Source organism: Actinomadura chokoriensis (genome assembly GCF_041463665.1).
Taxonomy (GTDB): Bacteria; Actinomycetota; Actinomycetes; order Streptosporangiales; family Streptosporangiaceae; genus Spirillospora; species Spirillospora chokoriensis_A.
The window spans coordinates 158,213-177,970 of the sequence record NZ_JAXCEJ010000018.1; the positions used below are offsets into that span (position 1 = coordinate 158,213).

General features: G+C 68.5%; 20 protein-coding genes, 2 tRNA genes and 2 pseudogenes. 6 read left to right on the top strand and 18 right to left on the bottom strand.

All coding sequences use genetic code 11. The annotated features are described in order from the left end of the window. Position 1: 1 nt before the first annotated feature. From SM418_RS26165 to SM418_RS26175, 3 genes and pseudogenes are all read right to left on the bottom strand, one after another. Positions 2–418 (bottom strand): hypothetical protein, encoded by a 417-nt coding sequence (locus tag SM418_RS26165; RefSeq protein ID WP_371943681.1) that lies wholly within the window; start codon positions 416–418, stop codon positions 2–4. Between the two features lie 8 nt (positions 419–426). Continuing rightward, positions 427–2,967 carry a hypothetical protein gene (locus SM418_RS26170; RefSeq protein ID WP_371943680.1) on the bottom strand — a complete coding sequence of 847 codons (2,541 nt, stop codon included), beginning with the start codon at positions 2,965–2,967 and terminating at the stop codon, positions 427–429. Between the two features lie 578 nt (positions 2,968–3,545). Continuing rightward, positions 3,546–4,601 (bottom strand): annotated as a pseudogene (locus SM418_RS26175) (IS630 family transposase); the annotation flags it as partial. Between the two features lie 683 nt (positions 4,602–5,284). Between SM418_RS26175 and SM418_RS26180 the strand changes: the two are divergent. Then, on the top strand, positions 5,285–6,223 hold the full coding sequence (locus tag SM418_RS26180; protein WP_371943679.1) for a hypothetical protein: 939 nt from the start codon (positions 5,285–5,287) through the stop codon (positions 6,221–6,223). A gap of 109 nt (positions 6,224–6,332) precedes the next feature. Here the strand turns inward: SM418_RS26180 and SM418_RS26185 are convergent, their stop codons facing one another. Genes SM418_RS26185 through SM418_RS26200 form a run of 4 tightly spaced genes read right to left on the bottom strand, consistent with a single transcriptional unit; the run spans position 6,333 to position 8,794 of the window. Next, positions 6,333–6,749 carry an arsenate reductase ArsC gene (locus SM418_RS26185; RefSeq protein WP_371943678.1) on the bottom strand — a complete coding sequence of 139 codons (417 nt, stop codon included), beginning with the start codon at positions 6,747–6,749 and terminating at the stop codon, positions 6,333–6,335. Continuing rightward, positions 6,742–7,380 carry an arsenate reductase/protein-tyrosine-phosphatase family protein gene (locus SM418_RS26190; RefSeq protein ID WP_371943677.1) on the bottom strand — a complete coding sequence of 213 codons (639 nt, stop codon included), beginning with the start codon at positions 7,378–7,380 and terminating at the stop codon, positions 6,742–6,744. Before SM418_RS26190 ends, SM418_RS26185 begins: the two co-directional genes overlap by 8 nt. Next, positions 7,377–8,486: an ACR3 family arsenite efflux transporter gene (gene arsB, locus SM418_RS26195; protein WP_371943676.1), complete on the bottom strand. Its 1,110-nt coding sequence runs from the start codon at positions 8,484–8,486 to the stop codon at positions 7,377–7,379. The genes SM418_RS26190 and arsB overlap by 4 nt, the downstream gene beginning before the upstream one ends. Further along, positions 8,483–8,794 carry an ArsR/SmtB family transcription factor gene (locus tag SM418_RS26200; protein ID WP_371943675.1) on the bottom strand — a complete coding sequence of 104 codons (312 nt, stop codon included), beginning with the start codon at positions 8,792–8,794 and terminating at the stop codon, positions 8,483–8,485. The genes arsB and SM418_RS26200 overlap by 4 nt, the downstream gene beginning before the upstream one ends. A gap of 137 nt (positions 8,795–8,931) precedes the next feature. Here SM418_RS26200 and SM418_RS26205 point away from each other — a divergent pair, with 137 nt between their 5' ends. Continuing rightward, positions 8,932–9,354: a MerR family transcriptional regulator gene (locus SM418_RS26205; RefSeq protein ID WP_371943674.1), complete on the top strand. Its 423-nt coding sequence runs from the start codon at positions 8,932–8,934 to the stop codon at positions 9,352–9,354. Between the two features lie 241 nt (positions 9,355–9,595). Here SM418_RS26205 and SM418_RS26210 read toward each other — a convergent pair whose 3' ends face one another. The 4 genes from SM418_RS26210 to SM418_RS26225 form a co-directional block, all read right to left on the bottom strand. Next, positions 9,596–10,417, bottom strand: a complete 822-nt coding sequence (locus SM418_RS26210; protein WP_371943673.1) for a hypothetical protein — start codon at positions 10,415–10,417, stop codon at positions 9,596–9,598. A 75-nt stretch (positions 10,418–10,492) separates the two neighbouring features. Then, on the bottom strand, positions 10,493–11,848 hold the full coding sequence (locus tag SM418_RS26215; RefSeq protein WP_371943672.1) for an MFS transporter: 1,356 nt from the start codon (positions 11,846–11,848) through the stop codon (positions 10,493–10,495). Positions 11,849–11,881: 33 nt separating this feature from the next. After that, the gene (locus SM418_RS26220) at positions 11,882–13,555 is read right to left on the bottom strand and encodes an FAD-dependent oxidoreductase (protein WP_371943671.1); all 1,674 of its coding nucleotides are present in this window, start codon (positions 13,553–13,555) and stop codon (positions 11,882–11,884) included. A 53-nt stretch (positions 13,556–13,608) separates the two neighbouring features. Continuing rightward, positions 13,609–13,770: a hypothetical protein gene (locus tag SM418_RS26225; RefSeq protein ID WP_173392484.1), complete on the bottom strand. Its 162-nt coding sequence runs from the start codon at positions 13,768–13,770 to the stop codon at positions 13,609–13,611. Positions 13,771–13,847: 77 nt separating this feature from the next. Here SM418_RS26225 and SM418_RS26230 point away from each other — a divergent pair, with 77 nt between their 5' ends. Next, positions 13,848–14,213 (top strand): metalloregulator ArsR/SmtB family transcription factor, encoded by a 366-nt coding sequence (locus tag SM418_RS26230; RefSeq protein ID WP_371943670.1) that lies wholly within the window; start codon positions 13,848–13,850, stop codon positions 14,211–14,213. A 60-nt stretch (positions 14,214–14,273) separates the two neighbouring features. Here SM418_RS26230 and SM418_RS26235 read toward each other — a convergent pair whose 3' ends face one another. Beyond that, entirely contained in the window at positions 14,274–15,335 is a 1,062-nt protein-coding gene (locus SM418_RS26235) for a flavin-containing monooxygenase (protein WP_371943669.1), read from the bottom strand. 63 nt (positions 15,336–15,398) lie between these two features. Here SM418_RS26235 and SM418_RS26240 point away from each other — a divergent pair, with 63 nt between their 5' ends. Next, positions 15,399–15,776: an ArsR/SmtB family transcription factor gene (locus SM418_RS26240; protein ID WP_371943668.1), complete on the top strand. Its 378-nt coding sequence runs from the start codon at positions 15,399–15,401 to the stop codon at positions 15,774–15,776. Between the two features lie 70 nt (positions 15,777–15,846). Here the strand turns inward: SM418_RS26240 and SM418_RS26245 are convergent. The 3 genes and pseudogenes from SM418_RS26245 to SM418_RS26255 form a co-directional block, all read right to left on the bottom strand. Further along, a pseudogene (locus tag SM418_RS26245) lies at positions 15,847–16,068 on the bottom strand (transposase); the annotation flags it as partial. 162 nt (positions 16,069–16,230) lie between these two features. Continuing rightward, a tRNA-Ser gene (locus SM418_RS26250) sits at positions 16,231–16,319 on the bottom strand. Positions 16,320–16,455: 136 nt separating this feature from the next. Continuing rightward, positions 16,456–16,887: a hypothetical protein gene (locus SM418_RS26255; RefSeq protein WP_371943667.1), complete on the bottom strand. Its 432-nt coding sequence runs from the start codon at positions 16,885–16,887 to the stop codon at positions 16,456–16,458. Positions 16,888–17,077: 190 nt separating this feature from the next. Here SM418_RS26255 and SM418_RS26260 point away from each other — a divergent pair. Then, positions 17,078–17,150, top strand: a tRNA-Arg gene (locus SM418_RS26260). 76 nt (positions 17,151–17,226) lie between these two features. On the opposite strand, the gene SM418_RS26265 is transcribed toward SM418_RS26260, so the two are convergent. The 3 genes from SM418_RS26265 to SM418_RS26275 are packed head-to-tail and all read right to left on the bottom strand — an operon-like array spanning position 17,227 to position 19,202. After that, positions 17,227–17,379: a ribbon-helix-helix protein, CopG family gene (locus tag SM418_RS26265; protein WP_371943666.1), complete on the bottom strand. Its 153-nt coding sequence runs from the start codon at positions 17,377–17,379 to the stop codon at positions 17,227–17,229. Between the two features lie 42 nt (positions 17,380–17,421). Beyond that, positions 17,422–18,705, bottom strand: a complete 1,284-nt coding sequence (locus tag SM418_RS26270; protein WP_371943665.1) for a tyrosine-type recombinase/integrase — start codon at positions 18,703–18,705, stop codon at positions 17,422–17,424. Next, positions 18,702–19,202 carry a sigma-70 family RNA polymerase sigma factor gene (locus SM418_RS26275; protein WP_371943664.1) on the bottom strand — a complete coding sequence of 167 codons (501 nt, stop codon included), beginning with the start codon at positions 19,200–19,202 and terminating at the stop codon, positions 18,702–18,704. The genes SM418_RS26270 and SM418_RS26275 overlap by 4 nt, the downstream gene beginning before the upstream one ends. A gap of 161 nt (positions 19,203–19,363) precedes the next feature. On the opposite strand from SM418_RS26275, the gene SM418_RS26280 reads away from it, so the two are divergent. Beyond that, positions 19,364–19,582, top strand: coding sequence for a MerR family transcriptional regulator (locus SM418_RS26280; RefSeq protein WP_371943663.1), 219 nt, complete (start codon positions 19,364–19,366; stop codon positions 19,580–19,582). Positions 19,583–19,758 lie beyond the last annotated feature (176 nt).

Consider the following 19,758-nt stretch of genomic DNA (forward strand, 5'->3'; position numbering starts at 1 on the left):
ATCAGTCCTCGTCATAGGGCCAGAGCTGCGGGAACGTCCGTGGCCCGGGATCGGGCGCCAGGCGCGGAAGCCTGCGCGGGTCCAGAAGCGGCATGGGCGGTGCCGGCGGCGGTTCGGGTAGCGGGTCTGGCGGCGCGACAGCGCCGGACGTCTCGGTCTGGTGCGTCCGCAGTTCGGCGAGCAGCCGCAGTTCGGCATCGCCGAGCTGGGCGGCGGCCTCGTTGACCTCGGCCACACTGAGCGTTCGCCCGAACAGCCGGTACCGCTCCGGCGCCCGCTGGACGCGGTTGCGGCGCTTGCGCACCACCGAGTCGATCGCCGCTCGTCCCGCGACGTCGGGTGCCAGATCGAGTATCTGGAAGGCCGTCTCGCGGTAGGGGTTGCGGCCTTCGCGCCACTCCCACGGGTTTCGTGTCATTCGCTCGTTCACAATGCGGGTCCCTTCCATCTGGCGACCTTCGCGCGCAGGGCGGTGATCCGCGACCGGTCGTCCTCCGATGCATCTGGGTCTGCCTGGACCTGGTCGAAGGCGCGCTGGCACAGCCTCCGGGCGAGTTCGACATCGCCCGGGCGTCCGGGCCGGGCGATCAGCGTCTCGGTGCCGGCGGACCACACCGTCCAGTGCGCGGCGGTGAGCTCGTCGAGGGCTGCGAGCCAGCCGTGTGCGCGGTCGTGGTCACCTGTGCGTTGGGCGATCATCGCGCAGTACACCAGCGCCACGCCGCGCAGCGGATCGGCTTGTGGACGCACGCTCGGGTCCAGCCGGACAGCGGCCTCGAAGCGCGCAACGGACTCCGACAACGCGGACGGCACGGCGCTCGCCGGGCCGACTCCCGTACTGAACTTAAGGTGCCAGGGGCCGGAGGCCGACAGGAGCATCATGTTCTGAGGGGAATCAAGCAGCTCGCGACCTCGCCAGTACTCGAAACGCGCCAGCTCCGTGACGAGTTCGCCCGCCGGTTCCTCCTTCGCGTCCGTGAACGGCCTGACCAGCCGAGCCAGCTCCTGTAGCAGCGGCCTGCCGAGTCTGGCCCAGTCCTCGCCTTCCTCTTCGCTGAGTTGTTCGAGCCGCTTCCGCCCCGTGAACAGCACCGCACGCAGCAAACCCTGGTTGGTGGGGTCGATGGCCAGCCAGGTACGCAGTTCATCGAGCGCCGCCTTGTGGCGCCCCTCTCGGACGGGGACGGTGACCCACTGCACCGCGTCGTGAACGAGTGCGGCGCGGGCCTCCGCGACGATCGACGCGGGGAAGGGGGCGTCACGGATGACATCGACGTGCCGGCGTGCCCGCTTCGGGTCGCTGATGCGCAGTTCCCGGGCCAGCGTGATGTGCGGTGCGAGCAGGGCGCGAGGCAGCCGTTCGCGCACCCGCTCCGCTGCGGCGGCCGGCCCGCCGTCGCCGATCAGGGCGGACGGGCCCATCACGGTGGTGAGATGCCGCGCCAGGCGCTCCCAGAATGCGTCGTCGGTATGCAAGGCCCCCCAGTCGGCCAGTGCCGTCGACCAGTACCCGAACGCGCGCCCGTCCCCCGCCGCCTCCAGGTCGTAGGCGCGAGCGTGGTGCACGATGGCCAGGTGGTGGCCACGCCAGATGCCTCCGCCGCGCTCCCAGGCTCGCTGGGCCCGCTCGGTCCACGGCTGCCGCTGGCCGTCCTCCAAGAGCAGGTCGTACGTCTCGGAGTCGGCGCCTTCCGCCAAGTCGAGGTACGCGCGCAGCGCCCGAGCGTGGTCTCGGAACGTGGAGTCCTCGTCTGCGAGCAGCGTCTCGGCGACGCGGAGTCGCTGCCGTGCGGCGCCGAACCGCTGGTGCCCGATCGCCTGGTCGGCGGCGGTGAGCAGGCGATGGGCAGCGTCCGGCATATGCGAGACCGCCTCCGCCAGTTCCGTCAGTAGTTCCGGATCACGGTCGGTGGCGTCGAGCGTGACGAGGAGGGACGTCAGCGCGCCGGGAACGAATGGTGCGCGGTCCTTCCAGGCGGGGCCATGCCGTTCGACCAACGCTCGGGCACCAGCGGCCACTCGTCCGGCGTTGCCGTCGAGCGCGCCCAGGAGCACTGTCGCCACCTCGGCTGTTTCGGTGCCGGCGACGCCCGGATCGGCCAGGAAGGCACGGAACGCGTCGGCGGCATGTGTCTCGTCGCCGCGGATGACCGACGCGATGCCCGACCAGAAGGACGCGGCCGGGAGCCGCTTCGTGAGCTGGCGTATGTCGTCGACCGCATCAGTGTCCGATGTCGCGATGCGGGTGCAGACGTCGAGCAGGCGAAGCTCGGGCGTGGGCTTCTCCAAGCGGAGCGCGTCGGCGAGCCAGGACCGTCCGGCCGCGATGTCGCCGGACGCGAGCAACCGCCGGGCCTCACGCTGCGACAGTTCCCCCGCGCGTGCCGCGGCGTCCCTCCTTCCACCGGCGACGGCCGCCAGATATCTCCGCATGGCCGTGGCGGTGTCACCGCGGCGGAGAGCCAGGTCACCGAGAACGCACAGCCAGTCGGCGGCCTTGGCCGGAGTCTTGGGCGGGGCCACGCGCGACAGCAGATTCCATGAGGTCCTGTGGTCGCCGGTCTCAACGTCCGGGATCGCGTCGAGAGTGGACAGCAGCCTTCGGGCCAGCCAGCGCCGTACCGAGTCCCTCAGTTCTAGCGCCGCGGACCGCGGCAGCGCGGCGGACAAGCATGCGACGAGATCGGCGTCATATCGCCGGAGCAGGGCGTAAAGCGCCCCCCAGGCGCGTGGGGACTCGTCACGGGCCGCGGCAGTGAGCCAAACGCGCATGACTTCGTTCATGGCGTCCGAGCGCACGAATTCCGGGTCCGCCGACAGCAGGTCGAACAGGAGATGAACGATGTTCGCCGGGTTCCGCCGGGCGACGGTGCCCAGACGTCGCGCCAACTCGCTCCGGCTCGCACGCAATTCCGCTGGCCGCGCCATCACCAGGATTTCGCGCAGTTCAGCCAGTTCATCGGACACGCGTGTCACCTGCCTGAGGCGCGCTGAGTGAACTCTTCGCCTGATGGAGTACCGGGGGTCCGTGTAGGCACAATTCTCCCGCCTGCAAATATCATCGGACGGATGATGCTGTGCGGGGCGCTCACCATTAGGTCGACATGGGAAGACTTCTGCACGGGAGACGTCACAGAGTCGGTGGCATCAGCCTGCAGCGTGAAAGATCATTACGGCCCACCGGATATCAGGGTAGTCAAGAGCATAGTTAGCATCCTGGAGCAGTGCAAGACCATGGTCCGGATCTTCGTGACGCCCGAGGTCTCAGACCAGCACACGAGAATGGTGATCTTCGAATCTCCTCTGCTGCACCCCTCGTCCCGGTAGCGGCGCGTGCTCCTATCATTACCGCGCCTAACGGCTGTACGGATTCAGCTCGGTGATCTCACGGATATAAATCAGTGCCTCGAAGCCCGGCTCACCTGCTGACAGATGTGGAAAGGGCTGCGGTTCGTCCTCGGCCACCCGATTCTGCGGCCGATCGCCTTCGCCGGCGCGCTGACCAACTTCTCATTTCACGTCAATCTTGTCATCATGCCGATCATCTTCGTGCGGCAGCTCTTGTGCGTGCCGTAGTTGTCGCAGATCAGATGGACGTCCAACTCGGCCGGGACGCTCTTGTCGATGGTGGCCAGCAACTTTTTGAACTCGGTCGCGCGGTGCTGGCGGTGCAGCTCACCGATCACCGTGCCGCCGGCGATGTCGAACGCCGCGAACAGGGTCGTGGTGCCGTGCCGGGCGTAGTCGTGGGTGCGGCGCTCGGGCATGCCGGGCATCATCGGCAGCACCGGCTGCGAGCGGTCCAGCGCCTGGATCTGGGACTTCTCATCAGTGCACAGCACCACCGCCTTCTCCGGCGGGTCGTGGTAGAGCCCGACGATGTCGACGACCTTCTCCACAAGCAGCGGGTCGGTCGACAGCTTGAAGGTGCCGGTGCGGTGCGGCTTGAGGCCGAAGTCCCGCCAGATCCGCCCGATCGTGGAGCGGCTCAACCCCGACCGTTCGGCCATCGAGGCCCGCGACCAGTGCGTGGCGTTCGTGGGCGTCTCTTCCAAGGTGGCCACCACCACCTGCTCCACCTGGTCCAGGGTGACCGACGGCGGCCGGCCCGGCCGGTCCTCGTCCATCAGGCCCTCCAGACCCAGCTTGATGAACCGGGTGCGCCACTTGGACACCGTGCCGGGGTGCACCCGCAGTTCGGCGGCAATGTCGGTGTTGCTCTTACCGTCCGCGCACGCCAGCACGATCTTCGCCCGCATCGCCAAAACCTGCGCGGACTCGGCGCGGCGAGCCCACCGGGCCAGCGTCGCCCGCTCGGCCTCGCTCACCGCCAGCTCCGCCTTGGGCCTCCCCTCCCGCGGCGCGTCCAGCAGCGCGTCCAGCCCGCCCCGGGCGAACGCCGCCCGCCACCGGCGCACGGTCGCCACCGACATCCCCAGCTCCCGCGCCACCTGCGCATTACTGGCCCCCGGCTCGGCACACGCCAGCACGATCCGGGCGCGTACAGCCACCCGCGACGGCTCAGCCGACACCCCGACCAGCCGAGCACGCTCGACATCGGTCAGCTTGACCTCAACCGCAGAAGGACCCGAAGACGCCATGGCCAACACAGTAGAGACTTAGCCGCCGAATTTCAGGCGCATGACACTAGCTCGTCGCTCATACGCCTTTCGGACAGGTGCACCGTGGTCGCATCCGGCGACGACGCTGCCCCGTCGCCTTCGGAAGCGCCCTTACTCGACACCGGACGCGACCTCATTTGTACTCGATATGCCACCGAGTCTATGGAGTCGACCCCGGCGGCGCAGGAGGTCATTCACCAATCAGACGCCAGCGCAAACCCCGACAGACCCCCCTCCAAACATGAAAGGTCATCCGGATTTATCGCCGGGTCGGCTCGTTCACCCCAGCGGGGAGGTCTCGGTGCGCTCCGGAGGATCTTGGCTGGTTCTTTCGCATACTCGGCAGACGGCGCGCGAGCGCTGGCCCCTCCGTCCAGCAGGGCCGTACCGTCCGTCCCAGTTCTCGCGTGCTCAACTTCTGACACCAAAAAAGTCGGGCTCCCGTCGAGACGAGACTCCCCAGGCCAGGAAGGCAACCAGCTGGCAGCGATCCTCTTTTCAATGGCCTCAACTGGACGGTCGCGAAGCGATTCTCCAGCGAACGCACTGGTCATCGATGGCAGCAAACTCTTTGGTAAGACCTGAATAGCCGACGAGTATATTCATGGTCAGCCGGAACCAACGGACGATGCGTTGTCCAGTCCGATCACCTGGAGGTCTGCATGACGTCGGCTGAGCGAACCGGTCACAGCAAGAACTGCGAGCAAGCAGAGAAGCCGCCGTGCGCCTGCGCGTGCGGAGGAGCCGAGCACGGCTGGCAGGGCGCCCTCTCCATCGCCGCCGCCTCATCTTCCGCCAGCTTGGACAGGTTGAGGCAGGCTGCCGAGAAATCCTGGGTGCAGGCCACGCAGCCTCGTCTTGGGCAGCGCAAGCCTGGCCCGGAGACCGTCGAGGGGCAGCACGCGGCGATCAGATCGTTCATTGCGGACGTCATCAAGTGGCTGCGGCGCGACCGAAGTCTCCACAACAACACCAGGCGGCTCGGCGAGCCGTTCCGCATCTCCCGCGACACTGATCCGGATCAGCCACGCCGAAAGCTCACGCCTGAGGAGCAAAGAGAGTTCATCGAGAAGCATGTGATCCCACGATTGCGGGATGACTTCGGCGTACCGAAGATCAACGACTTCCAGAAACAGGCCGGCAAGGTGCACTTCTGGTGCGAACTGCTGGCCCAGACCGCTCAGGCGCTGTGCGTGTCCAAAAGGATCTGTGGTGAGGCCAAGAGCACGGTCGTCACGGCGCTGACCGGGGAGGGCGACCAGCATCCGGACGGCTGGGCCGCACTGCTGAAGGAGCGGGTCGTGATCGAACGAGCCGTGGACCTGGTCTTCGAGCAACTGCCGAGGCTCGTGACCGGTGGTGTGGCCGTCGGCGACGTGTTCCGCCTGATCTGGCCCGCCCGTGTCCTGGCCGTCCTGATGTGCCGGGAACCCCGTCGTCACTGGGCCGTCCGCCAGTACTGCATCCAGCCGATCGTCGAACACGGGTCGGCCGAAATCCGGCAGAAAGTGAAGGACCGTCTCCGTGAGGCGTTCCCTGCCGAGTGGCCCGCACTGGACGGCGGCACATCGAACGATCTAGGCGAGCGCAGGGCCGGTTAGACGGTCGTGGCGTGACCGGCGAGGACGGCATCGGCGAGCAGACAGTAAGCCTCAAGCGTGCGGCCGGCGGCGAGTCGGACTTGATCGCCCCTTGAATAGAGCGCGGTGGTCAGGACCGCTCGGCTGCGCTGGTGAGTTCGGCGGTGAGCTTCTCGATGCGGCTGCGGATCTCGTCGCGGATGGGGCGGACGGCGTCGACGCCTTGACCGGCGGGGTCGTCGAGTTGCCAGTCGAGGTAGCGCTTGCCGGGGAAGACGGGGCAGGTGTCGCCGCATCCCATGGTGATGACGATCTCGGAGGCTTGGACGGCGTCTACGGTGAGGACCTTGGGGATCTCGGCGGAGATGTCGATGCCCTCTTCTGCCATGGCCTGGACGACGGCGGGGTTGACATGGTCGGCAGGCTCGGATCCGGCGGAGCGGGCTTCGACCCGGTCGCCGGCGAAATGGGTCAGGTAGGCGGCGGCGATCTGCGAGCGTCCAGCGTTGTGGACGCAGACGAACAGCACGCTGGGCTTGTCAGGCATCGGGGCTCCGTTGCGGGTCGAGAGTTGCGAGCAGGTCGGTGATGAGCAGGTCGAGGTCGTCGCGGATGCGGCGCATCTCGTCCAGGGGCTGGCCGGCAGGGTAGGGGACGGTCCAGTCCAGGTAGCGGACGCCGGGCACAAGGGCGCAGGCACCGCCGCAGCCCAGCGTGACGACCAGGTCGGTGGCAGCAACCAGCTCGTCGGTCAGCGGCTTAGGGAACTCGGCGGACAGGTCAACGCCGATCTCGGCCAAGACCTCGACAACGGCCAGCTCCAATTCGGCCGCCGGCGTGGTGCCCGCCGAGCGCGCATGCACCCGGCCTCGTTCCCTCGCTTTGGCGAGCGCCGCAGCCATCTGGGAGCGTCCGGCGTTGGCGTCGCAGACGAACAGCACCTCGGGAACCGGCTTGGCGAGCCGGCCGTCGGCCTGGGCAAGCGCGGTGAGCCGCTCAGTCGCGAACCGCTCGGCTAGCACCACGACGTAGCCGCCGACGCGGGAGGTCGAATGCAGCTGCTGGTAGGAGTCGATGACCAGACGCTTGACGGTCTCGGCGGAGACCAGGCCGTGGAAGCGGGCGGCCAGTCGCGCGGCTATGCGGTCGAAGACGGCCCGGTCGACGGTCGCGCTCATCGTCGGCTCGACGGCCGTTCGGGCGGCGCGGTGAAGCGGCGGCGCAGCCACAGCGAGACGTAGACGAGCCCGACCAGCACGGGCACCTCGATCAGCGGCCCGACGACACCCGACAGGGCTTGACCGGAGGTGACGCCGAAGGTGCCGATCGCGACCGCGATGGCCAGCTCGAAGTTGTTCCCGGCGGCGGTGAAGGCCAGGGTCGCGGTGCGCGGGTAGGGCAGCCGAATGCCCCGGCCCAGGGCGAACGCACCGCCCCACATCAGCGCGAAGTAGGCCAGCAGCGGGATCGCGATGCGGGCGACGTCGGCGGGCTGGGAGGTGATCGTTTTCCCCTGCAGGGCGAACAGGATCACGATGGTGAACAGCAGCCCGTATAGCGCGACCGGCCCGATGCGGGGAAGGAACCGCGACTCGTACCACTCGCGGCCGCGGGACTTCTCGCCGAAGCGGCGGGTGAGGTAGCCGGCCAGCAGCGGGACGCCGAGGAACACCAGCACGTTCACCACGATCTTGCCGGTGGAGAAGTTCAGGCCGCTCGTGTCCAGGTTGAGCCAGCCCGGAAGAACCTGCAGGTAGAACCAGCCGAGGACGCCGAACGCGACGACCTGGAACACCGAGTTCAGCGCCACCAGCACCGCGGCGGCCTCCCGGTCGCCGCAGGCCAGGTCGTTCCAGATGATGACCATCGCGATGCAGCGGGCGAGACCGACGATGATGAGCCCGGTGCGGTACTCGGGTTGGTCGGCCAGGAAGATCCAGGCCAGCGCGAACATCACGGCGGGTCCGACGATCCAGTTCAGCACCAGCGAGGAGACCATCAGGCGGCGGTCGCCGGTGACGGTGTCGAGCCGGTCGTAGCGCGCCTTGGCCAGCACCGGATACATCATGATCAGCAGACCGAGCGCGATCGGGACGGAGATGCCGCCGAGTTCGACCTTGCTGAGCGCGTCGTCCAAGCCGGGGATGGCGCGTCCGAGCCCGAGGCCGAGCGCCATCGCGGCGATGATCCAGACGGGAAGGAACCGGTCCAGCCTCGACAGCCCGGCGACGACGTTGGGCTCCCGGCGGCCGACAGAGGCGGACGCCGATTCGGTGCTGGTCAAGGACAGGGTCTCTTTCGCTCGTTGGCGGCCGCCTGCCGGGCGGCCTCTGCCAGCCAGGTCAACTGGCCGGCCAGGTCGTCCAGCGCCTCCGGACGCAGCCGGTAGTAGGTGAAGCGGCCGCACGGCTCGGTATCGACCAGGCCCGCCTCACGGAGCGCCCGCAGGTGGTTGGAGATGTTGGTCTGCCTGGCGCCGGTCTCCTCGACCAGATGGCACGTGCACAGCGCCTCGCTCGCAAGCAGTGAAACGATCTGCGCCCGCAGCGGATCGGCCAGCAGCCTCAACACATCATTCTCAACTGACATCATCACAGAATGATACGTTACCGCACGTGCGGGAGTATGCCACTGCCGGTGCGTGAGTGCGAGCTTCAAGATTCCGCTGGAATGGGCTTGAACTTGGAGCGCGGTCCAAGTCTTAGCCTCGCGGTATGAGGGTTCACCAGGTGGCCGATGCGCTGTCGGTTGGACAGTTGGCGGCCCGCGCTGGAGTGCGGGCCGACACGGTGCGCTATTACGAACGGGCGGGGTTGTTGCCCGCCCCTCAGCGCACCACCGGCGAGCATCGTCGCTATGACCGGCGTGATGTGGACCGGCTGCTGTTCATCCGGGGTGCGCAACGACTGGGTCTACGGCTGGCGGAGATCCGCGAACTGCTCACCGTGCGGGAGACCGGGGTGTGCGCCTGCGAGCCGGCCGAAGGCCTGCTGCGCCGCCACGTCGACGAGATCGACGCCGAGATGACCCGGCTGGCGGCGCTGCGATCCGAGCTCGTCGGCATGCTGACGCAAATGCCTGGCCCGAACTGCCCGGACCCGGCACCGGGAACCTGGTGCCCGCCTGAGCTTTCTGAGCCCGAAGGGAGGTGAGATCCAAGATGTGCCCATGCTGTGACGACCCGATGTGTGACGGCACCTGCTGCGGCGACTGCTGCTGAGGCGCAGTGCACGTCCCGCCCCGAGGCGCCAGGACGGGACTGTGGGTGGAGGCAGATTGCCCATGGCAGAGCCGGAAGATGGTTGATGCAGACCTGGTTTTTCAGCATGTCGAAGCACAGCACCGGTGGTCGGGAACGCTCGTTGCGAATACGTGGCGGTGCGGACGTGCCTTCTAGAACGGAGCCCTGGCGCGCTGGGCGTACAGCTCGTAGCCCGCGCTGAGCATCGAGGCCGCGGCCAGGGTGCACCAGTACAGACCGCTCACCGATCCGGTGACGCGGGCCAGCGCGATGCGGTTGCCCTTGGCCGACTGGGCGGCGGTGACCTGCTTGTCGAGCACGCTGAGAGTGCCGTGGGTATCGCCGTGCGCCAGAGCGCTGCAGGCGCTCCAGATCAGCTCGGCGGTGTCGGCGGAGTATCCGGCGGCCGGTGCGGCGTCGCGGACCATGTCCTTGTAGGAGGCCGGGGTCTTGTTCATGGTCTTTTCGCCTTCGGCGGCGGTGACGCCGAGCGCGGCGGCCAGCAGGGCGTACAGGTCGGTGAGTTCCTGCTGCAGGGTCTTGGTGCCGGGGTTGCTCAGCAGACCGCGGATCCGGTGGGCGGCGCGGATCTCGGCGCGTTGCATCGCCAGTCGCCGGGTGATGCGTCCGGCCCGGTCTGCCGGTTGCAGCGGCCACACCGCTCGCGCGGCGTTCTCCATCGCGGCGCGCAGCAGGGTGAACTGGGAGTGGGTGTGGATCATCAGCCGGTCACGGCCTTGCGGCGAGGAGTGCAGCGTCGAGTGCGGGCCCAGCAGGTGGTCTTGCGCGGCGGTCAGGGCGTGCCAGGCGCCGTGGCCGACGTCGTGCGGGTGGGATTTGGCCTCGTCACCGGCCAGGGGGCTGCCGGGCTGGATGTCCCAGGCCTGCGGCCGGGTGTGCAGCGCCTGGTGGCGCTGGTGCTCGCGGTCGACCAGGCGCGCCAGCTTGTGCAGGAACTCCTGCTCCTCGCTCATGCCCGTCGACGGTACGCCCGGTTCCGGTGAGACGGCCAAGCGATTTCCCCTGGCCGTCGTGCCGGCCGTTGCGTTCTACCCGGGCGGCTGGTCGGCGAGCGCCGGGCCGGTGCCGGGGCCGGGGGTGGCGGCAGGGCGGTGCGGGATGCTGCCGGTGGCGGCCACAGCGGCCAGCGCCGCAGTGGCGGCCAGGGCTGCGAACAGGGCGGGGTAGCCGCCGAGACCGGCGGCCAGCGCGGCGCCTGCAGCGGGGGCGATGGCGCCGGCAATGGTGACGGGCGCGGCCATGACGCCCGACAGGGAGCCGTAGGCGGCGGTGCCCCACCGGTCGGAGACGGCGGTGGCCTGCAGCAGGGTGGCGATGCCGCGGGTGGTGCCGGCCAGCACGGCGATGGCGATGAGCAGCGGGACGGGGCCGGGCACCGCGGCCAGTGCGATGGTGGTGACGGCGGAGCCTGCCAGGATGCACACAGTGCGGGTCCGGGCGCTGCTGCGGCGGGCCAGGGTGCGGTAGCCCAGCCGCCCGGCGACCTGCCCGACGCCGCCCAGGCCGAGTGCCCAGGCGGCGATGCCGCTGGAGGCGCCGCGCGAGGTGAGTAGCGGGATGAGGTTGGTCAGCACGGCGTACATCGAAAACGCCGACAACGTGAGCGCGGTGGTCAGCAGCAGGAACGGTGAACTGCGCACCACCCTGCCCACGTGGTCGCTGCCATGGCCGCGGTCAGCATCGCCACCGCCCGCGGAATCGCCGGCGGACTTGCTCGCGGTGGCAGTGCCGTGCTCGATGGGAGACGGCCACGGGCGGCGCAGCGCGAAGTAGTGCAGCGGGATGGTCACCGCGGCCAGGACCGCGGACAGGACCAGATAGACCGACCGCCAGGACATCTGGGTGGCCAGGGTGCTGGTGAGGGGTGCGAAGACCGTACTGGCCAGGCCCGCGACGAGCGTGAGGGTGGTCAAGGCGCCCAGGTGGCGGGGTGCGTAGTAGCGGGTGAGGGCGGCGAAGGCGGGCTGGTAGAGCACAGCGGTCATCGCGGTCCCGGCCAGCAGCCACGCGGCTACGAACCAGAACAGGTTCGGCGCGGTCGCCAGGCCGAGGACGGCAAGGACCCCCAGCACTGAGCCGCCGGTCATCAGCAGCCGAGGGCCGCGCCGGTCCAGCGCGCGCCCCAGCGGGATCCCGCCGAGCGCGGCCAGGATTAGCGCGGCGGAGAACGCCGTGGTGATGGCGCTGGTGGACCAGCCCGTGTCGCGCGCGATGCCCGGGGCCAGGACCGGGAAGGCGTAGTAGAGCACGCCCCAGCTGGTGATCTCGGTGACGCACAGCGCGATCAGAGGAACGCGGCTGACCGTACCGTGAGTGGTGGCGCTGCCCGGGCTGGTGGGAGCGGCGGAGCCGGTGCCGGCGGCGGGTTCGTCCGTCGCCGGCACCGGCCCTGGCGTCGATGGTTCGTGAGGCACCGGTCAGTTGTCGCCGCGTTCGGCTTCGCCGGAGTAGCCGTGGACGCTTCCGGTTGCGAAGCCCAATCCGCCCGGAGCGCCGATGCCGATGGTCACCGGCTCGGGCGCCGATCCACCGCAGCACGAGTCGCCTCCAGCTTCGCCTGCGATGACCGTGATGGGCGCCTCGGTGGGCTCGGTGCCGCAAGAGGTGCCGCAGCCATCGCCCGCAGCCGCGCCGGGCAGCTGGTCTTCGGTGACGAGGTTGGTGGAGCAGACGCCGGTTTCGGGGAGGTCGAGTTCGACGGCATCGGCCGCAGCACGGTCTCCGGCGAGCGCGGCGACCACGGAGCGGACCTGCTCGTAGCCGGTGGCCATCAGGAAGGTCGGGGCGCGGCCGTAGCTCTTCATCCCGACCAGGTAGAAGCCGGTCTCAGGGTGCGCGAGGTCGCGCTCGCCGTGCGGCGGAACGGTGCCGCAGGAGTGGAAGTTGGGGTCGATCATCGGCGCGAGCCGGACCGGCGCCTCGGTGGCCGGGTCGAGCTCGACCCGCACTTCGCGGAGCATGTCCAGGTCGGGACGGAACCCGGTGGCCGCCACTACGGCGTCGGCCTCGATGACGCGCTCACCGTCCGCGGTCACGCCAATGACGTCCACCGGGCCGGCGGCCGGGCCCGCGTCGGGGCTGGTGAAGCCGGTGATGGTGAAGCTGCGCACCAGGTCGATCTCGCCAACTTCCACTGCGGCCTTGAGGCGGGTGCCGAGCGCGCCGCGGGCGGGGAGGCCGTCGGCGTCTCCGCCGCCGTACAGGCGGGCTACCGAGGCGCCTCGGACGGCCCAGGTGATGCGGGTGCCGGGCGCGGTCTTGGCGAGTTCGGCGAGGGCGAGGAGGGTGTTGGCGGCCGAGTGGCCCATGCCGACCACGAGGGTGTGCTTGCCGGCGAAGCGGTCGTGGTCGCGGCCCAGCACGTCCGGCAGCGGACCGGTCAGGTAAGGGGCGGCCTGCTCCTCGCCCGGAGCAAGCAGGCCGGAGTGGCCGAGCGGGTTGCTGCGGCCCCAGGTGCCCGAGGCGTCGATGACGGCGCAGGCGGTCAGGTCGGTGACGGTGCCGTCCGGGCCGACGGTGCGGACCAGCAGCGGCTGCTCGTCGCGGCCGACGGTGCGGGTCACGTCCACGCCGCGCCGGGCGACGGCGATCACGCGGGTACCGGTGCGGATCCGTCCGGCCAGCTCAGGCACCCGGGCCAGCGGGGCCAGGTAGTCGCGGACCAGCTCGGCACCGGTCGGCAGCGCCTCCGGATCGGGCAGCGTCCACCCGGTGGGCTCCAGCAGACGGCGGGCGGCGGCGTCGGTGTCATACCGCCACGGCGAGAACAACCGGACGTGTCCCCATGCGGAGATCGCCGCCCCGGCGGCCTCTCCGGCCTCCAGGACCACGAAGTCCAGACCGCGTTCCGCCAGATGAGCGGCAGCGGCCAACCCGACCGGCCCCGCCCCGATGACCACCACCGGCAGGTCGCCGGAGTCGGCGTCCTCGACACAGCCGCACCCGGCGCTGGTCTTGGCCTCGACCACGGTGACCGCCGGGTCCAAGGACTGCTCGGCGTCGGTACAGCAGCTGCTGACCCCGCAGCAGCCGCCCGCCGCCTGCTCGGGCGCCTGCTCGGCGGGCTCCTGGGACTGGTCGTTCTCGCTCATGATCTCTCCTAGCTATGTTGCGTAGGTGGCCTTGCGGAGTGGGCGTTCCCAAGTCAGAGACGGGCGCGGTGAGCGGCGGTAGCCACTCGGTCGCGGTGGGCGGCCGCACGGCAGGCGCTGGTGCAGACCTCCCCGCGGTCGTCGCGGAAGGTGACGCGCCCGCCGGAGCGTGCAGTGCTGTGCTGAGCGGTGATCCGGGTGAGCAGCGTCTTCATCACAACCCCTTGCTTAGATGTCCTTCGAAGCAGGCGCCAGTTTGCATCGCTGCATAGATGGATGTCAAATTAGAGCTATGCCTAAGTTGCTGGAGTTGGAGGACGTCGCCGACTCGGTGTGCTGCGCGCCGCTGAGCGGGCCCGCCCTGAGCGAGCAGGAGGCCGCCGAACTGGCCGGGGTGTTCAAGGCGCTGTCGGACCCGGTCCGGCTGCGGTTGCTGAACATGATCGCCTCGGCCGAGGAGGGTGAGGCCTGCGTGTGCGACCTGACCGGCGCCTTCGAGTTGACCGCCCCCACCATCTCTCATCACCTGAAGGTGCTCCGCCAAGCCGGGCTGATCGACGGCGAGCGGCGCGGGACCTGGGTCTACTACCGGGCGGTGCCCGAACGGCTCACCCGGTTGTCCGGCCTGTTCGCTCTGCCCGCCCTCACCACGTCCTGAGCCCTCCGCCCTGGGCACCCATGCCCGACTTCCCCGCGCGAGCGTGCTCCTTGCGCAGATCTACTTGCGAAGGCGGGTGAGGACGTGGCGGGCGTCGGCGCCGACGCCCCGCAGGGTGGCCGATGCGAACGACCGTTGCCACTCCAGGCCCACGTAGCCCAGTCCCGGATGGGTGCTGGAGATCCCTCCGCGGTGCAGTGGCTCGCCGTCCGAGCCGAGCGCGCCCAACTCCTCGAGATAGCCGACTCCCGGCCGGAAGCCGGTGGCGAGCAGAACCACGTCGACGCGCTCGCGGGTCCCGTCCTGCCACACCACCTGATCGCCGGCCAGGCTCGTGAACATGGGGCGCCGGTCGGGATTGCCGGTGGCGATCTGCGCCCGGTAGGTGCCGGTGTCGAATACCGGCGTTCCCTTGCCGCCGGTGAGCAGCGGGCGCGCCCACCCGGCCGCGTCCAGGCCCGTGCGCTGCAGCCACAGGTGCATGTCGACGCCGAGGACGCGTTGCGCCATGAAACGCAATGGGTGTCGGGTGGCCAGCGTGACCCGCGATTGCCCGGCCAGATCAATGGCGATCTGGACCGCCGAGTTCCCGCCGCCCACAATCACGACCCGCTGGCCGGCGAATTCCTCCGGCCGCCGGTACTGCGAGGAATGAAGCACCGTGCCGGTGAACGAGCCTAGCCCCGGCAGGTCGGGGCGGTGCGGACGGCTGAAGGCCCCGGTCGCGGCAATGACGATCGGCGCAGTGAAGCTCTCGCCATTGTCGACCGCGACTTCGAACACGCGCTTGGACGGTGCGTCTGTCTCGACGGCGACCTTAACCACGCGGTGGCCGGTCCGGATGTCGACGTCGAGCCGTTCGGCGTAGCCGGCCAGGTAGGCGACGACCTCGTCACGGCTCGGGTAGCCGTTCGGGTCGCCAGGGAACGGAACGCCCGGCAGGACGCTGCGGCGGGCCGGAGAGAACAACGTGAGGCTGTCGTAGTACTGCGGCCATGACCCGGTCGTGGATTGCCCGGCCTCCATGACCACGGGACTCAGGCCGAGCCTGCGGGCGACGTGGGCTGTGGCGAGACCGGCCTGGCCGCCCCCGATGATGATGGTGTCGGAACGCTGAGGCATGCCCTCAACATAACATCATTTCATGAAATGTTAATATGTTGGGGCGAGGTAGAGGAGGAACCGGTGCCTGACCAGGCAGCAAGCGGCTCGCAACCCGAGTCAGACCTCGGCTGCGGGGCCGTCGTTGAGCCGCTGAGCGAGAAGCTGCGCGAGTTCCTCAAGGGCCTGGCCAGCGACCAGCGCCAGCAGATGCTCGAACTGTTCGCCGGCGGCGTCGAACTGACCGTCGGCACCGTCGCGGAACGCCTCGGCATCGGCCAGTCCAACGCCTCCCAGCAACTCGCCCTGCTGCGCCGCGGCGGCCTCCTCACCTCCCGCAAGGACGGCAAGCAAGTCCGCTACCGCGTCGACACAACCTCGATAGAACGCTCCCTCACCGAACTCCAGAACTACCTGCGCACCTGCTGCCCACCTCCGGAAAGCGACGCAGCCGACGCCTGATTTCACGACGGCCGTCGTCATCCGCACCGGGAGGGTGTGTCAAGTTAGGCTGATCTGGTTGTTGGGGTGTTCAGTTGGCGGTCGGGGTGAGTCGGCCTTCGAACTCGATCTGGAAGGCGTTCAGAGGCGCCTTCCAGCGCATGGTCCATCGTTTGCGGCCCTTGCCGGTCGGGTCCAGGGACATCAGCGCCATGTAGATGCACTTCATCGCTGTGGCCTCGTTGGGGAAGTGCCCACGGGCGCGGACGGCCTTGCGTATCCGCGCGTTCACGCTCTCGATCGCGCTCGTCGTTCACGGCCGACGTTTATGCCTCCGTGGTCCCCCAGGTCTTCAAGGCCGCAGCTGAGGCGGCCGCAGCCGTGGTCCCCGCCGAGTCGGCCCCCCATCGGCCCCCCAACGCGAAACCAGCGGCTCCCTCGATCCGACGAGATCAAGGTAACCGCTGGTCAGAGGCGGAGGATCGGGGATTTGAACCCCGGATGGGCGTGAACCCAAACCGCATTAGCAGTGCGGCGCCATAGACCGGACTAGGCGAATCCTCCAGTAGCCATCAGGCTCAGGACAGGTTACCGGTTCGGCCAGCCAACCAGCAAAGCCTGCGTCCCTGTGGCCAGCAGCATAGTGCGAAACGGCCGCGGACGTGTCGCTCCCGGGGCCGCGGGAGCGATGCGTCGACGGTCATCCCAGGCGGAACCCGGTGAATCCGCAGGCCTTGGCCAGGTCGTTACCGTGCTTCTGCATGGAGATGGTGTCGGGCTGCCCCAGGGACGAGGTGTTGCCGGAGCTCAACTTCCGCAGCATCTCGGCCGTCTGGTCGAGGTCGCCCGCGAACGCGGTCGCGGCGGTCTCGACGTCGCCGCCCGCGCTCTGCCCCTCCGACCGGACCTTGGCGGCGGTGTCCGAGAACTTCTGGGCGGTCGTGGACGCGCCGCTCGGCGAGGTCATGGCCACGCCGCCGGTGGAGAAGCTCCGCAGTTCCGTCTCGATGTTCTTGCAGGCGGTCTTCTTCTTCCCGCCGGCGATGGCGTCGACCGCGCCACAGCCCGTGGAGCCGAGCATCAAGCCACCGACGGCGAGAACGCCGACCAGCTTGGTGGCGGACATGCGCATGAGGGTTCTCCTTCAGGGGGTTGGGCGTCGGACGGGAACCGGGACCTCCGGCGACACCCCGTCTCGGTCACCCCCTTTGACATATCACCCTTTCCAGGGGTTCCGTGACTCAAGTCACACTTCCGTAACGTCGCATCCGCCAACCGATTCGCGGACAGGTCCGTGGAGCCGGTACAGTTGGCTCCGGCAAGCACCCGTAGCTCAACGGATAGAGCATCTGACTACGGATCAGAAGGTTAGGGGTTCGAATCCCTTCGGGTGCACAGCGATTGACCAGGGCGTTCCTTGATTGCAGGGGACGCCCTGATCGTTTCTGTAGCAATCCCTGTAGCAGCGCGGTCACTTTTGGGCCTCCCGGTGCCGCTCGATGTACTCGTCGATGGCTTTCCGGATGAGCCATGAGCGGTCCCGGTCCTCCCGCTCGCCGATCTCGTCGAGCGCCCTCTCTTGCGCTGCCGTGAGTCGGATCGAGGTGGGTCGTCGTTCGCTCATGTCATACACCGTACTACGCCGCACTACTGAGAGGCAAGGGGGTCATCCGGTCTCGTCGTCCTTCCGCGTGAGCTCGATGAGGAGCCCGTCCATCGACTCTGCCGCCCGGTCGCGGACCTCGTCGAGAAGGTGCACGTACACCTCCGACGTGGTGGCGAGGCGGGTATGGCGTAGGACGCCCTGGATCACCCTGAGGTCGACGCCGTCAGCGAAGAGGAAGCTTCCGCAGGCGTGCCGGAGGTCATGGATACGGCACCGCTCGACGCCGGCGCTGTCGCAGATCTCATGCCACATGCGGTTGACGTTCCTCGGCTCAAGGGCGGTGCCGATCGTCGTGGTGAACACGAGTTCTTCGCTCTCCCACACGCGGGCAGCGAGGCGCTCGGCGTTCTGCTGCTTGCGGTGCAGCTTCACCGCCTCCACCACATAGGCAGGCAGTTTGATCGTGGCTTTGGACGCTTCGGTCTTGAGTCCCTTGGCAACGAGCTTCCCGCGGTACTTGCCTGTCTCGGGGTCCTTCTCGCCGCGGAGCCGCTGAACACTCAGCCGCAACCTGACTGTGCCGGCCTCAAGGTCGAAGTCGGGCCAGTGCAACCCGAGCCCTTCACCGCGACGCAGGCCGAGCGCCAGCACGACCAACCAGTACGCCGAGAGGCGATGACCCGCAGCTGCGGCGAGCAACTTTCGCGCCTCATCCTTCGTAAGGGCACGGGCTTCCTTCTTCTCAACGCGCGGTGGCTCAACGTCCGCACACACGTTCCCGCTGATCAGCTTCGCCTTGACGGCGTCGTTGAGAGCCTTCCTCAAAATCGCATGACAGTAGGCGATAGTCCGTGCCGAGAGCTTCTCGGGCTCAGGAAGCTTGTCCTCCCCGGGGCGGAGCTTCCGCCGGGCCCGGCCGCTCCGCTTCTGCGACAGGGTCAGCATCCATGCCTGAACATGCAACGTACCGAGCTCTACAAGCTTCACCTTGCCGAGCTCGGGCACGATGTGCCGCTCCACCATGTCCGCGTAGCTATCGAGCGTGGTCTGTGCCAGCCGACCAGCCTGTACCCGCTGCGGAAGGATGACCTTAAGCCATGGACCGGTGAGGAACTGGCCGAGCGTGTCCGTCCGCCCCACGGTGATCGGTTGGTTCTCCTCAATCTCCCGATAGAGCCTCTTTCGCTTCTCTTCCGCTTCAGCAGCGGTTTCGCCGTAGCAAGGCCGGCGCTTCCCGTTGGGGAGATAGGCAACGGCTACCCACTTGCCGTCTGACCGGCGCTTATACGGGCGAGCGTCTCGGTTTCGGCGTGTCCGTTTCTTGCGTGATGGCTTGTCCGTCAACCCGCCTTACCTCGCGTTCCCGGTGGCAGCTTGCCCCGTAGACGTGCCTCCCGGATCCAACTTCTCACCGTTCCGAGAGGTACGTCGGCGTGTTCGGCAATCGCCTTGGTCGGCTTGTCGGTTGTAGCCGCGAACATGCGGTAGTAGAGGGCTACACGGTCCGCGAACTCGTCGGGCTCTTCGCCCTTGACCCTGCGCAGGGGGACCAGTTCAGCAAAGAACTCATCACTGGTCTTCGCCTGCTGCAAGGCGGCCGGGAGGTTCTCCAGTCGCCCCATCGGAATCGACCGGAGTGCTTCCGCCGTCACCGCGCCCGTGAGGCAGAGGCCAGTGACCGCCGGGCGCTCGTCGTCCCACTGGACGTAAAGGCGAATCCCGTCCCGGACACCGTCGATGGCGCTCCAGCCGCTTCCGAGTTTGTCCCACATCTCGTCGTCACCAGGCCGGTAGGCCGGCACGCGCCAACTGCCGCTCTGTTGCGTCCGCTGCTCATTCACGCCCGCCAAGGTACATCGGCAGGGCCGACCCGCTCAACAACTCGGCGGACCTGAATAGCACTGAGTAGACGCAGGTAGTACGCCTGTGATATCAAGTCTTCGTTGTTTCAGCGGAGACGATGAGCGACTTGTACAGGGCACCCGACTTCCCAGGAGGGTCGATGAGCGACCTTGTCCATGAACACCGAATCTTGATCCCGTGGTGGCCTGACGCGGCCACCATGCTTGGCGGGCTCAGCCGCGCCAAGACCTTTCAGCTCGTTCAGTCAGGCGAACTGCCCTCTGTGCTTGTCGGCCGCCGCCGCCTGGTGGTCGTGGAGGGCCTCCACCAGTACGTGGCGCGCCTGCGTGCGGAGCAGTCCGGAGGCGAGGCGGCCTAATGCCCCAGACGCAGCGGAGCGGGCCCCCGCCCACGGAGACCCGCCCACAAGAATCGGCCCCCACCAGGACCGGTATCAGCGCGACCAGCGTAACCGACACGTCGGACACGCTCCGGGCTCTCGTCGCCCAGGCCGCCGCCCTCGTCGAGGAGATCGGCGACCAGGCCGAGCGCGAC